This window comes from Paenibacillus sp. FSL R7-277 (assembly GCF_000517965.1).
GTDB lineage: Bacteria > Bacillota > Bacilli > Paenibacillales > Paenibacillaceae > Paenibacillus_AQ > Paenibacillus_AQ silagei.
In genome coordinates this window covers 79,457-97,092 of sequence record NZ_ASPX01000023.1, presented here as the reverse complement: position 1 = coordinate 97,092, position 17,636 = coordinate 79,457, and the positions used below count along the sequence as shown (strand labels likewise).

Annotated in this window: 19 protein-coding genes; 15 read left to right on the top strand and 4 right to left on the bottom strand. The window is 52.4% G+C overall.

The genetic code is table 11. The annotated features are described in order from the left end of the window. Positions 1-57 precede the first annotated feature (57 nt). The 6 genes from C173_RS09540 to thiI all read left to right on the top strand — a co-directional run bounded on the left by C173_RS09540 (position 58) and on the right by thiI (position 4,878). Positions 58-555: a YpuI family protein gene (locus C173_RS09540; protein ID WP_036724316.1), complete on the top strand. Its 498-nt coding sequence runs from the start codon at positions 58-60 to the stop codon at positions 553-555. Positions 556-804: 249 nt separating this feature from the next. After that, a complete protein-coding gene (locus C173_RS09535) occupies positions 805-1,026 on the top strand; it encodes a DUF1540 domain-containing protein (RefSeq protein WP_036724314.1) in 222 nt (73 codons plus the stop codon). Between the two features lie 13 nt (positions 1,027-1,039). Then, positions 1,040-1,450, top strand: a complete 411-nt coding sequence (locus C173_RS09530) for a hypothetical protein (RefSeq protein ID WP_051477946.1) — start codon at positions 1,040-1,042, stop codon at positions 1,448-1,450. A 218-nt stretch (positions 1,451-1,668) separates the two neighbouring features. Next, positions 1,669-2,313, top strand: coding sequence for a lytic transglycosylase domain-containing protein (locus C173_RS09525; protein WP_442792633.1), 645 nt, complete (start codon positions 1,669-1,671; stop codon positions 2,311-2,313). 114 nt (positions 2,314-2,427) lie between these two features. Next, the gene (locus C173_RS09520; RefSeq protein WP_036724311.1) at positions 2,428-3,579 is read left to right on the top strand and encodes a cysteine desulfurase family protein; all 1,152 of its coding nucleotides are present in this window, start codon (positions 2,428-2,430) and stop codon (positions 3,577-3,579) included. 57 nt (positions 3,580-3,636) lie between these two features. Then, positions 3,637-4,878, top strand: a complete 1,242-nt coding sequence (gene thiI, locus C173_RS09515) for a tRNA uracil 4-sulfurtransferase ThiI (protein ID WP_036724391.1) — start codon at positions 3,637-3,639, stop codon at positions 4,876-4,878. On the opposite strand, the gene C173_RS09510 is transcribed toward thiI, so the two are convergent. Next, positions 4,860-5,549, bottom strand: a complete 690-nt coding sequence (locus C173_RS09510; protein WP_036724309.1) for a TerC family protein — start codon at positions 5,547-5,549, stop codon at positions 4,860-4,862. The two genes, thiI and C173_RS09510, sit on opposite strands and share 19 nt — an antisense overlap. Before the next feature lie 183 nt (positions 5,550-5,732). Between C173_RS09510 and C173_RS09505 the strand changes: the two genes are divergently transcribed. The 6 genes from C173_RS09505 to C173_RS09480 all read left to right on the top strand — a co-directional run bounded on the left by C173_RS09505 (position 5,733) and on the right by C173_RS09480 (position 11,410). Then, positions 5,733-6,392, top strand: coding sequence for a TerC family protein (locus C173_RS09505; RefSeq protein WP_036724307.1), 660 nt, complete (start codon positions 5,733-5,735; stop codon positions 6,390-6,392). A gap of 213 nt (positions 6,393-6,605) precedes the next feature. Next, positions 6,606-7,118 carry a hypothetical protein gene (locus C173_RS09500; RefSeq protein ID WP_036724306.1) on the top strand — a complete coding sequence of 171 codons (513 nt, stop codon included), beginning with the start codon at positions 6,606-6,608 and terminating at the stop codon, positions 7,116-7,118. Positions 7,119-7,373: 255 nt separating this feature from the next. Next, positions 7,374-9,218: a translational GTPase TypA gene (typA, locus tag C173_RS09495; protein ID WP_036724305.1), complete on the top strand. Its 1,845-nt coding sequence runs from the start codon at positions 7,374-7,376 to the stop codon at positions 9,216-9,218. A 151-nt stretch (positions 9,219-9,369) separates the two neighbouring features. Beyond that, on the top strand, positions 9,370-9,666 hold the full coding sequence (locus C173_RS09490; RefSeq protein ID WP_036724304.1) for a YlaH-like family protein: 297 nt from the start codon (positions 9,370-9,372) through the stop codon (positions 9,664-9,666). Positions 9,667-9,753: 87 nt separating this feature from the next. Continuing rightward, positions 9,754-10,857 (top strand): LCP family protein, encoded by a 1,104-nt coding sequence (locus C173_RS09485; protein ID WP_036724303.1) that lies wholly within the window; start codon positions 9,754-9,756, stop codon positions 10,855-10,857. Between the two features lie 100 nt (positions 10,858-10,957). Beyond that, on the top strand, positions 10,958-11,410 hold the full coding sequence (locus tag C173_RS09480) for a pyridoxamine 5'-phosphate oxidase family protein (protein ID WP_036690242.1): 453 nt from the start codon (positions 10,958-10,960) through the stop codon (positions 11,408-11,410). A gap of 34 nt (positions 11,411-11,444) precedes the next feature. On the opposite strand, the gene C173_RS09475 is transcribed toward C173_RS09480, so the two are convergent. Continuing rightward, positions 11,445-12,020 carry a YhcN/YlaJ family sporulation lipoprotein gene (locus C173_RS09475; protein WP_036724302.1) on the bottom strand — a complete coding sequence of 192 codons (576 nt, stop codon included), beginning with the start codon at positions 12,018-12,020 and terminating at the stop codon, positions 11,445-11,447. A 106-nt stretch (positions 12,021-12,126) separates the two neighbouring features. On the opposite strand from C173_RS09475, the gene C173_RS09470 reads away from it, so the two are divergent. After that, complete coding sequence (locus tag C173_RS09470) at positions 12,127-13,458, top strand: PhoH family protein (RefSeq protein ID WP_036724299.1); 1,332 nt, start codon at positions 12,127-12,129, stop codon at positions 13,456-13,458. Between the two features lie 284 nt (positions 13,459-13,742). After that, positions 13,743-14,975: an extracellular solute-binding protein gene (locus tag C173_RS09465; RefSeq protein ID WP_036724297.1), complete on the top strand. Its 1,233-nt coding sequence runs from the start codon at positions 13,743-13,745 to the stop codon at positions 14,973-14,975. Here the strand turns inward: C173_RS09465 and C173_RS09460 are convergent. Next, on the bottom strand, positions 14,967-16,103 hold the full coding sequence (locus C173_RS09460; RefSeq protein ID WP_036724296.1) for a hypothetical protein: 1,137 nt from the start codon (positions 16,101-16,103) through the stop codon (positions 14,967-14,969). The two genes, C173_RS09465 and C173_RS09460, sit on opposite strands and share 9 nt — an antisense overlap. 172 nt (positions 16,104-16,275) lie before the next feature. Then, positions 16,276-16,512, bottom strand: a complete 237-nt coding sequence (locus C173_RS09455) for a DUF2626 family protein (protein WP_036724295.1) — start codon at positions 16,510-16,512, stop codon at positions 16,276-16,278. A 346-nt stretch (positions 16,513-16,858) separates the two neighbouring features. On the opposite strand from C173_RS09455, the gene C173_RS09450 reads away from it, so the two are divergent. Next, positions 16,859-17,506 (top strand): RsfA family transcriptional regulator, encoded by a 648-nt coding sequence (locus C173_RS09450; RefSeq protein WP_036724294.1) that lies wholly within the window; start codon positions 16,859-16,861, stop codon positions 17,504-17,506. The last annotated feature ends 130 nt before the right edge of the window (positions 17,507-17,636 follow it).

Sequence of the window (17,636 nt, the reverse complement as noted above, 5' to 3'; positions counted from 1 at the left end):
TGTCTAAGTGTCATTAACAACTACTAATGCAAGGAACAATAAGGGGGAGCAACCGCCATGTCAGCAGTAAGTGTGCAGAAATTGTGTGAATCGACGAGAGAGAAGCTTAAGTCCGTTATCGACAAAATGGAACTGTTCCTGAATGAGCATGCGCTTCCGCAGCTTGTTACCGAAGAGGATGAAGAAACGCTGCATTTCTATCGGGGGTTCTTGTCCGATCTCCGCCATCTGCTGGTGTTCTCGGAAATGTCTTATGAGAAGCTTGGGCTTGCATTGCGCCGCGCTACCTTCGATGAACCTTTCGCGCAAAAAGCGCTATATAATGTATATCATCTAGGAGTTAATAACTTCTTCTATCCTAAGAATGAGAGTTATTCGGAGGATGGACGTTACGCCTATACCGGGCAGGATGCGATCCGTTTCCGTAAGAAGCCTGTGCGTCCGGCACGCGATATCATTATGGAGATCACCAAGGTCTATGAAGAATTGCGTGATGATCTGACTTATTATGAGAATGATTATTTGACAGAGAAGCGGATGCAGAATCAGGTGTAATCCATTGTCCGGTCTATCATCTTATTTCTGTAAAAGACTGTCCAAACTGCCGATATGGCTGGTTGGGGCGGTCTTTTTTTTGTAAATATAAGCATTTATGTGTTTCACGCAATAAATCAATTTCTCGCCGAAACGGTAACAGCCTTTAAAAGGACGGCAAAGCCGTTTCCACTTGTGTGTTCAGGTGAGCAGCCTTCAGCCGCATAGCCGATTTCACCAGCGGGCATAATACATGACGAGGTGATCATTATGACAAACGCTAAACCGCTTGTGAAGTGTAGTGTAAGCAACTGTCATTTTTGGGGAGAACAGAACCTGTGCCGTGCCGAGGAAATTGTCATTGAGATCGATCAGCATGCAGGCAGCCGTTACATGGAGGAATACGCAGAGGAGCTGACGGCGGGTAATCATCATGATCATGCCGGAACCTCGTCCGCAACCTGTTGTCTGACGTTCAAGCCGAACACCTGAGAAGGAGGCCCTTATGGATAATCCGAATGATGAACCCAAAGTGGACCGTTCCGCCCGCCGAAAGGTTATCCTGCGCCCGCGCAGCAGAGTCGATTACCCCCGCCGGGACCGAAGCCACAATGAGGAGTATGCCGCCGAGCTCAGTCCGCTCCCCTCGCAGCTTCAGAACACTATGGAACGGAGCGGCGAAGCTCAGCGGCCATCAGGCCGTGTAAGAGAGGGAGAGGACAGGAGTATTGGCTATATCGGCCTGGGCTTCGGTGTAGTATCCTTATTCATCTGGTCCATTATATTGGGGCCGATTGCCGCTGTTCTGGGGTATTATGCGTATGCCAGAGGACAAAAATCAGCCGGGGCCTGGTCGATGGGGCTGGGGATTGTATCCACTTTAAGCTATTTTGTCTTAATTCCTTTTGCCCGTTAGCGCCGGCTGAATCTGCACATCCGATTTTCAAAACAGGCTATCAGACCTAACTATGCAGGTCTGAGGTCTGTTTTTTAGCTTAGGCATATAGTAATTGCTGTGAATAAATAGTAAAGTTCAAATATAAGACTTCGCGTGAAAGAGGGAATGAATGCATGTCAATCAATGCCGCTGCGCCAAGCGGTCAGTTGAAATGGGTAGACCTGAGAAGCTCAAGCATGAAGCGTGAGGATACCAAATCGAACCCCGGAGTGACCGGTGCCTCGGCGGCGTTCACTGCAATGCTTCAGCAGGCAGCCGGGACGTCTCAAGCCAATGACAGCAGCAATAAAAGCACATACGTTGCTCTTGCAGGTGCCTCTTCAATGGATAATCTGCTGTGGCAGCAGCTTGGGGAAGCAGCAGGACCCAAAAGTGACATTTCCGGGGAAATAACGCAGACCGTGCCGACAGATTATGAACAGCTGATTCAGACTGCCAGCGCGAAATATGGCGTTCCGGTTGATCTGATCAAGGCGGTTATTGATACGGAATCCTCCTTCAATCCGAATGTTGTATCTTCTGCCGGTGCCAAGGGACTGATGCAGTTAATGGACGGAACGGCTAACGGACTGGGTGTCTCCGATCCCTTCGATCCTGCCCAGAGCATTGACGGCGGCGTACGATACCTCTCATACCAGCTTAAGCGGTATGACGGACAGGAGAAGATGGCGCTGGCCGCCTATAATGCCGGACCGGGCCGGGTGAACAAGCTTGGAGTCAGCAGCGATGCTGAGCTTATGGCGAATCTCTCCGGGCTTCCGAAGGAGACACAGGCCTACATTGCCAAAATAGAACGCGCCCGCGCGCAATTCGCGGTATAATATAAGGATCAAACGGAATCTGCCCCCTGCTTCTTTTGGGAGGCAGGCCGTTTGATCCTTTTTGCAACATATAAGCAGTTATGAATTCTGATCAACAAAGGAGAACGCAGATATATGCTGTATTGGGATTATGCCGCTGCTGCCCCTCCCTATGAGGAGGTTGTGCAGACGCTGGAGCAGGTGATGAGGAAGCACTTCGCCAACCCCTCTTCCCTGCACCGGGCGGGAGAAGAGGCTGACAAGCTGATCAAGCGGGCGCGCGAGGTGTGCGCAGCTGCGCTTGATGTGTTGCCGCAGGAAATTATATTCACCTCGGGTGCTACCGAGAGCAACAATCTGGCGGTCAAAGGAGCTGCGCTGCAGTATCAGAGCAGAGGGCGGCATATTGTGACCACGGAGCTGGAGCATCCTTCGGTCTACGAGAGCTGTCTTCAGCTGCAGAAGCTGGGCTGGGAGGTTACCTTCGTAGCCCCTGACCCTCAGGGGGTGGTCGAACCCTCACGGATTGCCGCTGCGGTCCGGCCGGATACGGTGCTGGTCAGTGTGATGCATGTGAATAATGAGATCGGCACGGTACAGCCGCTGCGTGAGATCGGACAACTGGTCAAGGCGGTGAACCGCCGGACGCTCTTCCATGTAGACGGCGTGCAGGGCTACGGGAAGCTTGAGGCTCCAATGAAGGACTGGCAGGCAGATCTGTACAGCCTGTCCGCGCATAAATTACGCGGGCCGCGCGGTACAGGGATTCTCTATGTCAGAGAAGGCGTCACGCTGTTTCCCTTGTTGACTGGCGGTTCCCAGGAACAGGGCAAGCGCGCCGGGACAGAGAATGTGCCGAATATTGTAGCTTCAGCCAAGGCCATGCGGATGAGCGGGGAACAGCGGGAGGCCTTCAGCGCCCGGATTCGTCCGCTCAAGGCGCGGTTGGAGAAATATATAGCAGGGATACCGGAGCTTGTACTGAACAGCATGGAGGACGGGGCGCCGCATATTGTCCACTTCTCTTACCCCGGCATGAAGGGGGAGGTTCTGGCCCGCAGACTGGAGGAGCTCGGGATGGCGGTCGCCACACGCTCCGCCTGTTCCTCGCGTCTGGCTGAGCCGAGCCGGATTCTGCTGTCCATGGGCAGGGATACCGCTGCTGCGCTTGGCGGCATACGGATCAGCCTGGGGGACAGTCATACGCAGCAGGATGTGAGCCGGCTGGAGCAGGCGCTGCTGGCAGCCGTTCAATCCTTGAAGATTGCAGAAGGAGGCATGAAATAACCAATGACAACAACAGAGACAGGTAGCGGAGCACAGAATGGCGGATACGGAAGCAGCATGGACTATGCCGATATGCTCCTGCTGCGCTTCGGGGAGTTCATTTTGAAAGGAAAGAACCGCAGCCGGTTCGAGAAGACCGTACTGCGGCATGTGAAGGAGATGGTGAAGCCGTATCCGAACGTGAAGCTGACCCGGGAATTCGGGCGGATCTACGTCGAATTGAACGGTGAACCGGCAGGAGAATTAACAGAGGCGCTCGTAAAAGTATTCGGGATCGCCTCGATTAGCCCGGTAAAGGTCTCCCGGCCGGAATTCGAGGATATTCTTGCGGCCAGCCGGACCTTCCTCCACCTTATTGCTCCGGCGGCGGGAACCAGCTTCAAGGTTAGCGCTCGCCGGGTGTGGAAGGACTTCCCTTACGGCTCTATAGAGATGAATAAGCTTATAGCTACACCGCTGCTCCAGGGTTATCCGGGGCTGCTGGTAGATGTGAAGTCTCCCGATCTGGAGCTGAAGATTGAGATTCGAGAAGGTCATACTCTTATTTTCTGTGAGAATATTGCCGGAGTCGGCGGCTTCCCGCTGGGAACGAACGGTAAGGCTATGCTGCTTCTCTCCGGCGGGATCGACAGTCCGGTTGCGGGCTGGTCATCCATGCGCAGGGGGCTGGAGGTAGAGTGCGTCCACTTTTACAGCTATCCTTATACGAGCGAGCTTGCCCGCCAGAAGGTTGTAGATTTGACCCGTATCTTGTCACGTTATGCTGGTGTGATCAAGCTGCATCTGGTTCCGTTTACGGAGGTGCAGACCTCTTTTACCGGAATCGGGCAGGATAATCTGATTATTACACTCATGCGCCGGGCTATGCTGCGGATTGCTACCGCCCTTGCGGAGAAGGAGGGGGCGCTTGCGCTGATTACCGGCGATAGTCTGGGCCAGGTGGCCAGCCAGACCCTGCCAAGTATGAATGTGATCGGGCGTGCAACGGCTCTGCCGCTGCTGCGTCCGCTGGTGATGATGGACAAGAGTGAGATTGTGCAGCTCTCCAAGACCATCGGTACGTATGACTTGTCCATCCTGCCATACGAGGATTGCTGTACATTGTTCGTGCCCAAATCACCGACGACAAATCCGAATCTGCGGATTGTAGACAAGATTGAAGCGACGCTGCCGGGCTATCAGGCCTTACTCGATACGGCGGTTGCCGGAACCGAGACCGTACTCATTACACCTTATGGCAACGAGAAGCCGGAGGACTTGGTACCGGCGCAGGCAGGCCTTCAGGAAGAATGGTTCTGAACAGCGAGTTGTGTCCGGCGGCGCTTCCAGTGTCCCGCAGCCATAATACCGGCAATGACTGCGGCGATGAACAGAACATGCAGCAGCGGATGTGACTTGAAGTACGGGGCAATGACCTTCTCGCCGGAAATCATGCTGGAGGCTGTGAAGCCGAGTACGCCTGACCCGAGATAGATAATCCATGGATATCTGTTGATCAACCGGATAAACAGGGTGCTTCCCCAGACCACAATAGGTACACTGATCAGTAGTCCCAGTATGACCAGCGTAATATTATGATTCGCTGCACCGGCAACAGCAATGACGTTGTCCAGTCCCATCGCTGCATCGGCTATCACAATCGTCCGGACAGCTGCCCATAGAGTTCCGCCGGCCTGAATATCCGTCTCTGCACTGCCGCCGGCCAGCAGCTTATAGGCTATAAGAATCAGCAGCAGCCCGCCGATTGCCAGCAGCCATGGAATCTTAAGCAGCCATACCACAAGAATCGTGGCGATGATCCGCAGGATTACCGCTCCGCCTGTGCCAAGAAGAATTGCCTGCTTCTGCCGTTGTCCTTGCAGGTTCCGCGCGGCCAGGCCGATGACGATGGCATTGTCGCCCGCCAGAATAAGATCGAGGAACACGATATTCAGCAGAGATAATATGAAATCCGCAGCGGATGTATTCATCCCGGGTCACTCCTATAGGTTTGGTGGCTTGCATTCCCCTTGCGGCCATTCCGGCCGGAGACTATAGATATACGCTGCAATCCGGCCGTACATGCGCAGTTTCTAAAATAGCGGGACAAGAAGCATAGCTTGTCGCCCCCCGGCATACATGTAGATACATGGAGTTCAGGGAGGCTGAGGTGGATGGATTCATTATTGCTGCTTGGTGAAATTCTAATGATTAATCTGGTGCTCAGCGGAGACAATGCCATGGTCATTGCGATGGCCAGCAAGAATCTGCCGGAGAAGCATAGGAAGCTGGCAGTCTGGTGGGGGGCCGCTGGAGCAGTCGCGCTGCGCTGTATCCTGACCTTCGCCGCAGTGCTGCTGCTCAAGATTCCGTATATTGAAGCCGGAGGGGCCATGTTGCTGCTCTGGATTTCCTTCAAGCTGCTGCTCGAGGACGAGGAAGAGCTGAGAATTGAGGGAAGCCCTAGCGTATGGAAATCGGTGCGCACCATCCTGCTGGCGGACTTCATCATGAGCCTGGATAATGTACTGGCGATTGCCGGGCTGGCCAAAGGGGATCTGGCACTGATTGTAATCGGGATTGCGATCAGCATTCCGATTGTCGTCTGGGGGAGCGGCATCATCGTGGGCTGGCTGCACCGCTTCCCGGTGCTGGTCTTCATCGGCGCCTATATTCTGGCGTATACCGCCGGGAACATGCTGCTGCAGGATGCCAAATTCGGCCCGGTGATTTCGTTCCTGCTGCCGACGCTTCATACCATACTGCCAATGCTGCTGGGCATTATTGTGGTTGTCACGGGCATGCTGAAGCACAGGAAAGTATCCGCAGGCTGATAACCGGCAATAATAAGGCTGTACCAAAAGCTGGAAGGCTTTGGTGCAGCCTTATTTCTTTTTTTTTCGAGAATGCCCCGCCGGGATGTGTGAAGAATGATGGTGTTTTATGCGTTTATCAGATAAAATAAAGGAAAACCTGTCGCCGGATTTGCCTGCTGAAGGGGCACCGACCGGTGAAAAGACACGAAATTTTGAAGGGATAGGTGAAAGATGTCTTCCAAAAATGACATGAAACTGGGTGTGTTCATCGCCGCCGCCGGCCTCGTGATTCTGCTGGGCAAGCTGGGGGTGTTCGGTTTTCTGGGACGGGCCTTATGGCCGCTCATCATTCTGGTTCCGGGCCTGTTCCTGCATGTGCTCTTTTTCACCCGCCGCGCTTCTGCATCTGTACTCATTCCTGCGGGCATACTATCGGTGTATGGCTTGCTCTTTGGCTTATGCAATACCTGGGGCTGGGACCTCATGAGATACTTATGGCCTGTTCTTCTGCTGGGGATCGCAGTGGGACTGTATGAATATTCGCTGTATGCTTCAGGCAGAACCGGAGGGTTAACTACAGCCGTTGTGATCCTTGGATTGCTTAGTGTAGTGCTGGTTATCTTCACCCTGCTGGGTACTGGTGCGCTCTATCTGCTCGGCGCTGTGCTGGTTGCTGCGGGACTGTGGCTGATGCTGGGAAGAGGCAGACCGGGAAGCCGCAAGAAGTGGAACGGTGGCTGGTAGAACAGATCGTCTACACGCCCTGATAGGACAATTCAAGACCGCTGAGCCGGACATGAGGCAAAATTAGAAAATTTAAGCGGACTTGGCAACGTTTTTTTTCAGAAAAAGACTTGCTTTTCATAGTACTTTCACTATAAAATTAAGGAATGTTGGAGCGTCGGCTTTCTGCCTGGCGCTTCTTTTGTGAGACTGCCGTGACATGCTAAGAATTTAAACAGTTTTAATTTGATAAATGAGAGGATTTGGATACAAATCATGCATTCAAGAAAAGATATCCGTAACATTGCGATCATTGCCCACGTTGACCATGGTAAAACAACACTCGTCGATCAGCTTCTTCAGCAGTCCGGGATTTTCAGCGCGCACGAGCACGTTCAAGAACGCGCCATGGACTCTAACGATATCGAACGGGAACGTGGAATTACAATCCTAGCTAAAAATACAGCAATCACTTATAAAGAGTTCCTGATTAACATCGTAGATACACCTGGACACGCTGACTTCGGCGGCGAAGTAGAACGGATCATGAAGATGGTTGACGGCGTACTGCTCGTTGTTGACGCATATGAAGGCTGCATGCCGCAGACCAAATTCGTACTCCGCAAGGCGCTGGAACAGCACCTGACCCCAATCGTAGTCGTGAACAAGATTGACCGTCCGGCTGCACGTCCGAAGGAAGTTATTGATGAAGTGCTGGACTTGTTCATTGAGCTTGAAGCCAGTGACGATCAGCTTGAATTCCCTGTAGTCTATGCTTCTGCGCTTAACGGCACATCGAGCATGAATGCTGAGAAGCAGGATGAGACCATGCTTTCACTATACGAAACAATCGTTGAGCATATCCCGGCTCCAACCGAGAAGGTTGAAGAACCGCTGCAGTTCCTGGTAACACTGATGGACTACAACGAATACTTGGGCCGTATCGCCATTGGCCGCGTGAACCGCGGTGTAATCAAGCAAGGCCAGTCCGTTACAGTCATCATGCGTGACGGCAAGAGCAAGACTGCCCGTATCGAGAAGTTGTTCGGCTTCCAGGGTCTGAAGCGTGTGGAGACAGAAGAGGCCGGCGCAGGCGACATCGTGGCTATTGCCGGTATCAAGGACATCAACATCGGTGAGACGATTGCTGATCCGCAGCACCCTGAAGCATTGCCTGTTCTTAAGATTGACGAGCCAACGATGCAAATGACTTTCCTTGTGAATAACAGTCCTTTTGCCGGTAAAGAAGGTAAATGGGTAACTTCCCGTAAGCTTCGTGAGCGTCTGTTCAAAGAACTGGAAACGGATGTGAGCTTGCGTGTAGATGAGACAGACAGTCCTGATGCGTTTATCGTTTCTGGACGCGGTGAGCTTCACCTTGGTATTCTGATCGAGAATATGCGTCGTGAAGGTTATGAAATGCAAGTGTCTAAACCGCAAGTAATCATTAAAGACATCGATGGTGTCAGATCCGAGCCGCTTGAGCGCCTCATGATTGACATTCCGGAAGAAAGCATGGGCTCCGTTATGGAAAGTCTGGGCAGCCGTAAAGCCGAGATGGTCAACATGATCAACCACGGTACCGGCCAAGTCCGTCTGGAATTCCTGATTCCGGCACGCGGCCTGATCGGCTATAACACACATTTCCTGACGCTGACACGCGGCTACGGTGTAATGAACCATGCCTTCGACAGCTATGCTCCACTGGTTGGCGGCCAAGTTGGCGGACGTCATCAGGGTGTGCTTGTAGCAAGTGAAAGTGGCACAACAACCCAATACGGAATCGTGGGTGTTGAGGATCGTGGTATTCTCTTCCTGGATGCAGGTACAGAAATTTATGAAGGTATGATTGTTGGCGAGCATACCCGTGATAACGATATTATCGTTAACATTTGTAAAGAAAAAGCACTTACCAACATGCGTACCTCAGGCAAAGATGATACTGTAAAAATGAAGACTCCACGTACCTTCTCTTTGGAAGGCGCGCTTGAATACTTGAATGATGATGAATATTGTGAGATCACTCCTAAATCTGTACGTCTGCGCAAAAAGATCCTGAATAAGGGCGAGCGCGAGCGTGTAGAGAAGCAGCGTAAGGCGGCGCAAGCCAGCCAAGCGTAAGCTGATAACAATGAAGCCGCCGGATTATTCCGGCGGCTTTTCTCATTTTACAGGCGTGGATCTTTCAAATTGCAGGGATTAATAGCAGTATAAAACGGCTGCGGGTGATATAATGTAAGCGTAACTTATGATCCGGAAGGAGTGACGGGCTATGCAAAGCTGGTTCGCTGAGCATCCAGTTATCGCTTACATTGTCATTTTTATCTTACTCACTTATGTGTATAACCGAGTATTCCGCGTCAATCAGAAGCTGCCGATCGGCAAAGAGATCGTACTGTATGTGATGATGGCGGCAGGCTCAGGCATGCTTCTTATCTTCCAGCATGACAAGCTGCCGATCATCCAGTGCCTGCTGGTAGCGGTCGGGCTGATGCTGCTTGTGCGGGTCCGCTACCTGGTGGAGGCCCGGCAGAAGCGGAAGGCTGCAGCGGCTGCAAAACGGCAGTAGGCGCAACTTTTGATGACAGGGCTCGTCTAAGTTATTACGAAGTTATCTACTTCAACTCCAGTTGAATGAAAAGGAACTAAAAGGATTATGAATACAAGCAAGGGCAATTTGCCACCCAGAAGGAACAGCCAGCAAGGAAGCACCACTACTAACCGGCAGCAGCCGAGGTCTGCTGCTTCAGCTACAACTGCAAAGAAAAAAGCGCGGAAACCGAAAAAGCGCGGATTCTTCGCCCGGATGATGAGGGTGCTGCTCATCATTCTCCTGATTGCTGTTATAGCAGCATTGGGTTACGCTGGATATTTGTACTGGAAGGTGGACCACGGAGGATTCGGCGTGGACCAGCCGGTTGCGGCAGGACAATCCGCCTCGGAGAAGCCGCTGACGATGCTGCTGCTTGGAACGGACAACCGTCCGAAGCACCCGTCCAACCTGACGGATGTGATCATGGTCGCGGCCTTGAACCCGGAGACCAAATCGGCTACGGTGGTCTCATTACCCCGTGATACATATGTCGAGCTTGGCGGATACAAGAAGACGAAGATCAATGCCTTTTACTCCCGCTTCAAGAGCAAGGAGAAGACCTCCGGGACTCTGGCCGAGGATGAGATGAAGAAGATGATGGGCAAATATCTGGACATTAAGGTCGATTACGCAACCGTACTGGATTTCCAGGGCTTCCGGGATATTGTGGATGAGTTCGGCGGTGTAGACGTTAATATTAGTGCCAATATGTGTTACACGGACAGTGTGGACGGCACCAATATTAATCTTAAAAAAGGCGAAGCCAAGCTAAACGGAGATAAAGCGCTGGATTATGTGCGTTACCGTAAGTCCAACTGCAAGCCGGCGACGAAGCCTTCGGATGATTTTGAACGCAATAAGCGCCAGAACGAGGTACTGACTTCATTAATCTCTCAGATGCAGTCGCTGGGCGGTGTTCTCAAAATCGGCCGGGTGCTGGATGCGGTGGACGATAATCTGGAGAGCGATATTGAGAATGCGCAGATTAAGAGCCTGATCGCTACGTATTGGGATATTTCCAAGGAGAATGTCGAATATGTACCGGTAACCGGAACCTGGCGCAGCCCCTATGTATATATTAACGATAAGGAGCTGGACGCAGCCAAGAAAAGCCTTCAGGACCGGATATCCGGAGTGTCCGCTGCAGTGGTCTCAGGCCAGCCTTGAGCAGCAGGCAGGGTACAATCTGTAAATTGAATGCAAGTTTCGTCCTGTGCTATAATATAATAAATTGAATGTATTCTTGCCGCATAGGGGGCCTGTAACTATGTCTGAAGCCGTTGCTCAGCTCAATGAAACTCTGCTAGCTATGCTGCAATCGGAGACGTTTGTTCTTCTTAACACTGTGGACGCAGAATCCGGCGGACCTACGTCGACTGCGATCTCCTGGATCTATGCTGTGAGCCCTTCCATTGTCCGGCTGGCTGTGGACCACCGCTCCAGACTGGTGAACAATATGAAGGTTAACCCGAGGGTAACGATTACTGTGTTTGGCGAAGGGACGGTGCATGCCATTAACGGTCATGCTGCGGTTCGGCTGGACCCGTTGCCGGATGTTCCGTTTAAGATGTGCTGTTTTGATATTGAGATTGAAGCGGTCCGCAATGCGCTGTTCTATGGTGCGCACCTGGAATCTGCTCCGAAATATGCGAAGGTATACGATGCACGTGCGGCCGAGAAGCTGGACGGACAAGTGTTTGCCGCCATGCAAAAAGCCTAGTGTGCTATCACTAGGCTTTTTTTGAAATTAGCTCCTACCGGGTATTGCCTTGCGGCTCAATATCCTCCGGCAGCTGCGGAATGATCCGGCCGATAATATCGGCCATCTCGGAGGCGAAGCCCGAGACCGGGTTGCCCTTGGAGATATGCTTGCCCATCTCGGCGAGTCTGCTGCTGAGGTCCATGTCGGCAGTCACCAGAACTCTTACGCCCCGCGGGTCCTTGCGGATCGCTTCGGCGACCGAATATTTCACGCTTCCAACCCGCGAACGGGTAAGGGCGCCGTCCACATCAATGCCGACCACGGCAAGGTTGTTCATGACGACACAGTGGACGCCTTCTACACCTGGGACTCTTCGCGCTAATTGTTCAAAATGATCCTTGAGTGCCACATCGCTGTCGCGCTTGCCTGCTGAAGGTTGTCCCGAATCCGGGGTGGGCTCCTGTACGGCTGTACTATCTTCCGACAAAGTCCGCACTCCGCGGTTCCCCTGGCTGTGCACCGCTTCAGCCGACTGTTTATCCTGAGGAGAGGGTGATGTCTCTTTATTAGCGATACCGCAGCTTGTCAGCAGCAGCAGTACCAGCAACAGACACATTGATTTTCTCATATGTGCGTACTCCTTTCAGCCTGAGAATTAGTGATTTACCTTATCTTGCCCTTGCTGAAAAGAGTTATGTATGATCAATCAAACCAGGCGCTGTGGAGGGGATAACATGAAAAAGATATTCGTACTGGACACTAACGTGCTGTTGCACGACCCCAATTCGATTTTTGCTTTCAAGGCGAATGAGGTGGTCATTCCTGCTGTAGTCCTGGAAGAAATCGACTCCAAGAAGCGTAATGCCGATGAAATCGGCCGCAATGCCCGCACCGTATCGCGTCTGTTAGACGGGCTCCGGGAGCTGGGCCACCTGCACAGCGGGGTGGTACTGGACCACGGAGGCACGCTGAAGGTGGAGCTTAACCACCGCAGCTTCGTCAAGGTACAGGAGATGTTCGGCGAAGTCTCCAATGACAACCGGATACTCGCTGTAGCGCTCAATTATCTCCATGAGGAGAATGAGAAGGCTGACCCGAGTCCTGTGGTACTTGTAAGTAAAGATGTTCTCGTCCGCATCAAAGCGGATGTGCTTGGTATAACGCCGGAGGATTATTTGTCTGACCGCACCGGCGATCTGAATGAGCTCTACTCCGGCTGCCAGTCGCTGATGGCCCATCCTTCACTGATTGATGAATATTACAGTCACCGGTTCCTGCCCACGAAGCAGCTGGCGCTTTCCTATCCGCTGTATCCGCATGAATTCGTCATTCTGAAAGATGAAATCGGCAGCGGCAAATCAGCGCTACTGAAGGTCAACAGTGATGCTTCCCGTCTGGAGCCGCTCTATCTGGGCAATGATGCGGTATGGGGCATTAGCGCCCGGAATGCGCAGCAGCGGATGGCACTTGAGCTTCTGCTGAATGATGATATTCCGCTGGTGACCATTACCGGCAAAGCGGGAACAGGTAAGACGCTGCTGGCGTTAGCGGCCGGATTGTTCAAGGTAGAGGATGAACACAAATACAAGAAGCTGCTGATTGCCCGCCCGGTAGTTCCGATGGGTAAGGATATCGGCTATCTTCCGGGAGAGAAGGATGAGAAGCTCCGTCCATGGATGCAGCCGATTTATGATAACCTCGAATTCCTGTTCGACACCAAGAAGGCAGGGGATATCGATAAAATATTGATGGGTCTGGGAAGTATCCAGGTTGAGGCGCTGACTTATATCCGCGGCCGCTCCATCCCGTCGCAGTTCATTATCATTGATGAGGCGCAGAACCTGTCCCGCCACGAAGTGAAGACGATTGTCTCCCGGGCCGGCGAGGGCAGCAAGGTGATCCTGATGGGTGACCCCGAGCAGATTGACCACCCTTATCTGGATGCGGCGAGCAACGGCCTCAGTTATATCGTTGAGAAGTTCAAGCAGCAGGGCATCAGCGGACATATCACTCTTGAGAAGGGTGAGCGTTCGCATCTGGCCCAGCTGGCTGCCGATCTGCTCTAACCCGCTAAACAACACTAACAAACTTTATTCCAGCCGGGAGCTCACCACTCCCGGCTTTTGCCTGCCCGTCCCGGAAGGGGCGGGAGAGGACTTGGCTGGAGTCAGTTGGAGCAACAAAGCGATAGCACCGCAGGTGCGACTACCGCCCAGATTGCGACCCTGCTCTTCAGACACTCCCATCCCGCCGTTTCCTTCTATATAAAGAGAACGGTTTCACAACCCAAGACAAGCGCCTGTATCTCTGCTAAAATGAGGAATAAGAAACGCTGAAGGAGAGAGCGCATGTGCTGAAACGCAAAAATTACTGGCTGCTGTTTGCAGTTCTGCTGCTGGCGCTGACAAGCCTGTCACCCAGCATGGAGCTGAATACGGATCATGGAAGCTATCAGCCCAGACAGCCGTTGGACCAATCAGAGCGTCCTCCTTCAGGGGTAGCAGGAGAAATCGAGAGCCTCCAGATCCGCGTCTCACTCAGTGCGGAGGAGTTCAGCGTATTGGAGCAGATTAGCAAAGAGTACGCTTTATCCAGCGGAGTCAGCGTGATCCTTAAGAATGTAGAGGCGGAAGACGGAGGAGCACAGGTGCGTGATGAACTAACCATTGGGACAAGCCCGGATATCGTGATGCTGGACGGCCACAGCATTTATGATCTGGCGACCCGGGGCTATTTGCTGCCTGTAGATATCTACCAAAGTGTTCCCGGGAGCACGCCGCTTACGATGCTGATTCCGCAGATGCAGTGGAACGGATATAACTGGGGAGTGCCGCTGGATATCGATCCCTATGTCCTTGTCTATTCGCCGGAGCGGCTCGCCGGAATGGGTTTTGCGGAGGTGCCCGCAAGCCTGGAGCAGTGGAATATGCTGCTAGGCCGGCTGAAGGAGGACCCGGAGAAGAAACGTTATCTGCTGGCTATGGATACGCAGAATCCGTACGGATATGCCGCCGTGCTGCATAGCATGGGCAGCAGTTTGCGCTCCGCCAGCCTTGAGCAGGCTCAGTGGACAGAAGCGGCGCGCAGCTATTTGTATCTGACCAGCCGGTTCAATAAGGAGATCTGGGAGCTGCTGCAGGATGGGAAGCTTGCGGTGGCGGCTGTGCCGCTCTCGGAGTGGGAGAAGCACGGGAATTCGACGCTGGCGGTGCAGATGCCGAAGAAGCAGGAGGGGATACCGAGCTACGAGGTTATTCACAGCCGCTTTTTTGCCCTTCCTGCACAATCCGGCAGTCCGGAAGCAGCGGTCAAATGGCTCGCCTACGTGACTTCAAGCAAGGCCCAGCTGGAATGGCTGGAGAACACGGATCGTCTGCCGGCACTGGATGAGCTGTACCGCTCCGCTCAGCCCAAGATTGGGAAGCTGCCAATGGAAGCCGGATGGTTCCTTGCAGAGGATAACACCCCCGGTCCCGGCTCTGAGGCAGAGTGGAGCCGGAAGGCGGAGGCGGCGCTTGGTTTGTTAACAGGCAAGCTGAATGCCGCCGCTTATGAAGCGGTGGTACAGCCTCCTTTAGAATGAGAGGGACAGCTTCACATGCAGGATGCCGTCCGAGCTTGAGACCTCGGTGGCCTGCAGGAAGGAGACAATCTTCGCCGGATAGAAGCCGAGATCGAATTCTTCCTCCAGAGCCTGGCGGGTGGTATCCGGCAGCTCCAGGCCATTGAATACCACATGATCAACATGGAACATCAAGCCGTTGACAGGCTCCTGCTGTATGGTATAGCGGCCGGTCAGCGACAGCGACAAGCCCCCGCTTTTACCCGTTGCCGAGACTGAATTGTCCTTGAACGCAAACCGGAAATCCTGAAACAGCGGGTTCTGGGTTACCAGGAACTCATTCAGATCCTTTTCGGACAGGGCCAGATTATAGGTCATCCCCTTGCGCACCAGCACGCCATCCCGGCTCTGAACGAACTCCGGCAGCTGCTTCATCGCAGAAGCCAGCGCTTTGAAATACTTCCTCACCTCATGCAGTCCGATATTCTCCCAATATTTACTGAACTCCTCCAGCAGCCGCTCCATACTCTGAGGATCTGTACTGGCCTGAATCCCGCCTGCAATCTCCTTATCTAAGGCAAGCACACGCTTCTGCTGCTCTTCGAGCGCCGTTTTGAGCTCTGCCAGCTCCTGACTGCTGCGCCGGGCGGCCGTGAGTGTGCTTTTCAAATCCTTGTACTGCGTCTCATATTCTGTGAGCGTCTTCCGGTCTTGCCCCATAATAATCTCATAATAATCGAATAGAGCGATTAGCCTGCTGATGCTTTTGGCGGAGAGGAATGCGGTAAGAAGTCCATCCCGTTCCCCCATATAATAGGCCCGCACAACAGCACCTGCCCGTTCCTGCTGGTCCGCGATATTACTCTGTTTGGCAGCAGCTTGCTCCTCCAGCTCAGCGGCTTTGTGCTCCAGCGTCTGTTGCTCTGCAGTAATCCGGGCAATCTCACGTTCAAGCTCTGCAGAGGACAGCGTCTGCTCCAGCAGCTTGCGGGTCTCTTCGTCATCCGGCATAGAGGGCGGCGGAGCGCTGACTCCTGAAGCGGAGCCGGAACCGGCGGACAGATAGACCGGAGAAGCCGGCGACATAGCGATGCAGGTGAGGATCAATATTGCTGCGAATAACCGGCGAACCGTATTACGGGATAACACTTGCACCACCACCTTGAACAGAGTTAGACAGGTATGTACTATTAATATGTTTCAGCCTGTTAAAATATCATACCCTGTTTTGCGTCTCCCCGAACTACAATTTTGCAAACAAAAAGAACGGAAATGCTCCCTTAATCAAGAAGCCATATCCGTTCATTTCTATATATATGCGTTAGAGCGGCAATTCCATCTCAAATATCGTCCAATAGCTGAAGCCCGTAAACGTCAGGATCATATACCCCCAAAAGAGCAGGATGTAGGTCTTTTCCGTAAACTTCATGTACCCCAAAATCACAAAAAAAGCGGTTTGCAAAAAGAATAACAGGGCCATTTCCGTGAGATTTCCGGCAAAAGCCATAAGTCCGATGGTAAGTGTAAAAAATCCCAATACGCGAAACATGCGGTCCAAGAGAGGGTCCCCCTTCCAATATGAATCCGGCTAACAGCTGCTTTAGCTTTATTATAACGGCTCTCCAAAACACTGTAAACGAATTCATTGAAAAAAATACAAAATTTCATAAAAAATATGATTTTTATTATTGACACAAGCCTTTTGTTTCGAAAAAGAGAATTTATAGCAAAGGTAGTATGAGGTGCAGACAAATTGGCAATACAAATTAGTATCAAATAGATTCTATGAACTCTAATAGAGGCATAGAAATGGAGTAAGCAGCTTTTATCCCTATTCACTACCCGGCGGAGCTGCCGGTTCTGAAGATGGTTATTTCATGATGTTGTTAGGAGGGTTAGGCTTTATGACAGCCGTTAGACAGGATGCTTGGAGTGCAGAAGATGATCTGATATTGGCAGAAATAACGCTGCGTCATATCCGCGAGGGCAGCACACAGCTTGCTGCTTTTGAAGAGGTGGGTGAAAAAATCGGCAGAACGTCGGCTGCCTGCGGTTTCCGCTGGAACAGCTGCGTGCGCAAAAGCTACGAGGATGCCATCGGTATTGCCAAAGGCCAGCGCCAGAAACGGAGCTATCTGAAAAAACAGCCTGCTTCGCGCGGGGCGCAGGTAGCCGGACTGATTCTCGGTGACATTGAGGAAGACTACAGCCGCAGCGAAGGATTAAGTGAGAACAGCTTGTCCATCGATGCCGTCATCCGCTTTTTGCGGCAATGGAAAGGAACGTTTCAGGAGGCTGGAAGACAGCTTAAGATGCTGGAGCGCGATCTGCGGGAGAAGGAAGAAGAGCTTTCAGAGCTGAGAGTGGAGAATGAACGCTTATCCAGAGAGGTTAATCTTGCCCAGAGCGATTACCGTGTGGTCAATGATGATTACAAGGCACTGATCCAGATTATGGACCGTGCCCGCAGGCTGGCTTTTCTTAATGAAGAGGATGAAGAGAAGCCCCGCTTCAAAATGGATGCGAACGGAAACCTGGAACGGATTGAATAGAAGATTTATGCAGCGAGCCCTGCGTCCGAGTGCGTAACAGCAACGGATTAGCAGGGCTTTTTGTTTTGCTTTTGCAGAGACAAGCAGGATATAATTAGGAAAATTATTGGTGCTTAGCATGGCAGGGGGC

What these genes read in the sequence shown, in the direction of transcription:
- C173_RS09500 (WP_036724306.1), top strand. Translation starts at nt 6,606, where the DNA reads ATGTCTTCCAAAAATGACATGAAACTGGGTGTGTTCATCGCCGCCGCC.
- C173_RS09490 (WP_036724304.1), top strand. Translation starts at nt 9,370, where the DNA reads ATGCAAAGCTGGTTCGCTGAGCATCCAGTTATCGCTTACATTGTCATT.
- typA (WP_036724305.1), top strand. Translation starts at nt 7,374, where the DNA reads ATGCATTCAAGAAAAGATATCCGTAACATTGCGATCATTGCCCACGTT.
- C173_RS09485 (WP_036724303.1), top strand. Translation starts at nt 9,754, where the DNA reads ATGAATACAAGCAAGGGCAATTTGCCACCCAGAAGGAACAGCCAGCAA.
- C173_RS09510 (WP_036724309.1), bottom strand. Translation starts at nt 5,549, where the DNA reads ATGAATACATCCGCTGCGGATTTCATATTATCTCTGCTGAATATCGTG.
- C173_RS09525 (WP_442792633.1), top strand. Translation starts at nt 1,669, where the DNA reads ATGAAGCGTGAGGATACCAAATCGAACCCCGGAGTGACCGGTGCCTCG.
- C173_RS09535 (WP_036724314.1), top strand. Translation starts at nt 805, where the DNA reads ATGACAAACGCTAAACCGCTTGTGAAGTGTAGTGTAAGCAACTGTCAT.
- C173_RS09450 (WP_036724294.1), top strand. Translation starts at nt 16,859, where the DNA reads ATGACAGCCGTTAGACAGGATGCTTGGAGTGCAGAAGATGATCTGATA.
- C173_RS09505 (WP_036724307.1), top strand. Translation starts at nt 5,733, where the DNA reads ATGGATTCATTATTGCTGCTTGGTGAAATTCTAATGATTAATCTGGTG.
- C173_RS09540 (WP_036724316.1), top strand. Translation starts at nt 58, where the DNA reads ATGTCAGCAGTAAGTGTGCAGAAATTGTGTGAATCGACGAGAGAGAAG.
- C173_RS09475 (WP_036724302.1), bottom strand. Translation starts at nt 12,020, where the DNA reads ATGAGAAAATCAATGTGTCTGTTGCTGGTACTGCTGCTGCTGACAAGC.
- thiI (WP_036724391.1), top strand. Translation starts at nt 3,637, where the DNA reads ATGGACTATGCCGATATGCTCCTGCTGCGCTTCGGGGAGTTCATTTTG.
- C173_RS09530 (WP_051477946.1), top strand. Translation starts at nt 1,040, where the DNA reads ATGGATAATCCGAATGATGAACCCAAAGTGGACCGTTCCGCCCGCCGA.
- C173_RS09520 (WP_036724311.1), top strand. Translation starts at nt 2,428, where the DNA reads ATGCTGTATTGGGATTATGCCGCTGCTGCCCCTCCCTATGAGGAGGTT.
- C173_RS09470 (WP_036724299.1), top strand. Translation starts at nt 12,127, where the DNA reads ATGAAAAAGATATTCGTACTGGACACTAACGTGCTGTTGCACGACCCC.
- C173_RS09480 (WP_036690242.1), top strand. Translation starts at nt 10,958, where the DNA reads ATGTCTGAAGCCGTTGCTCAGCTCAATGAAACTCTGCTAGCTATGCTG.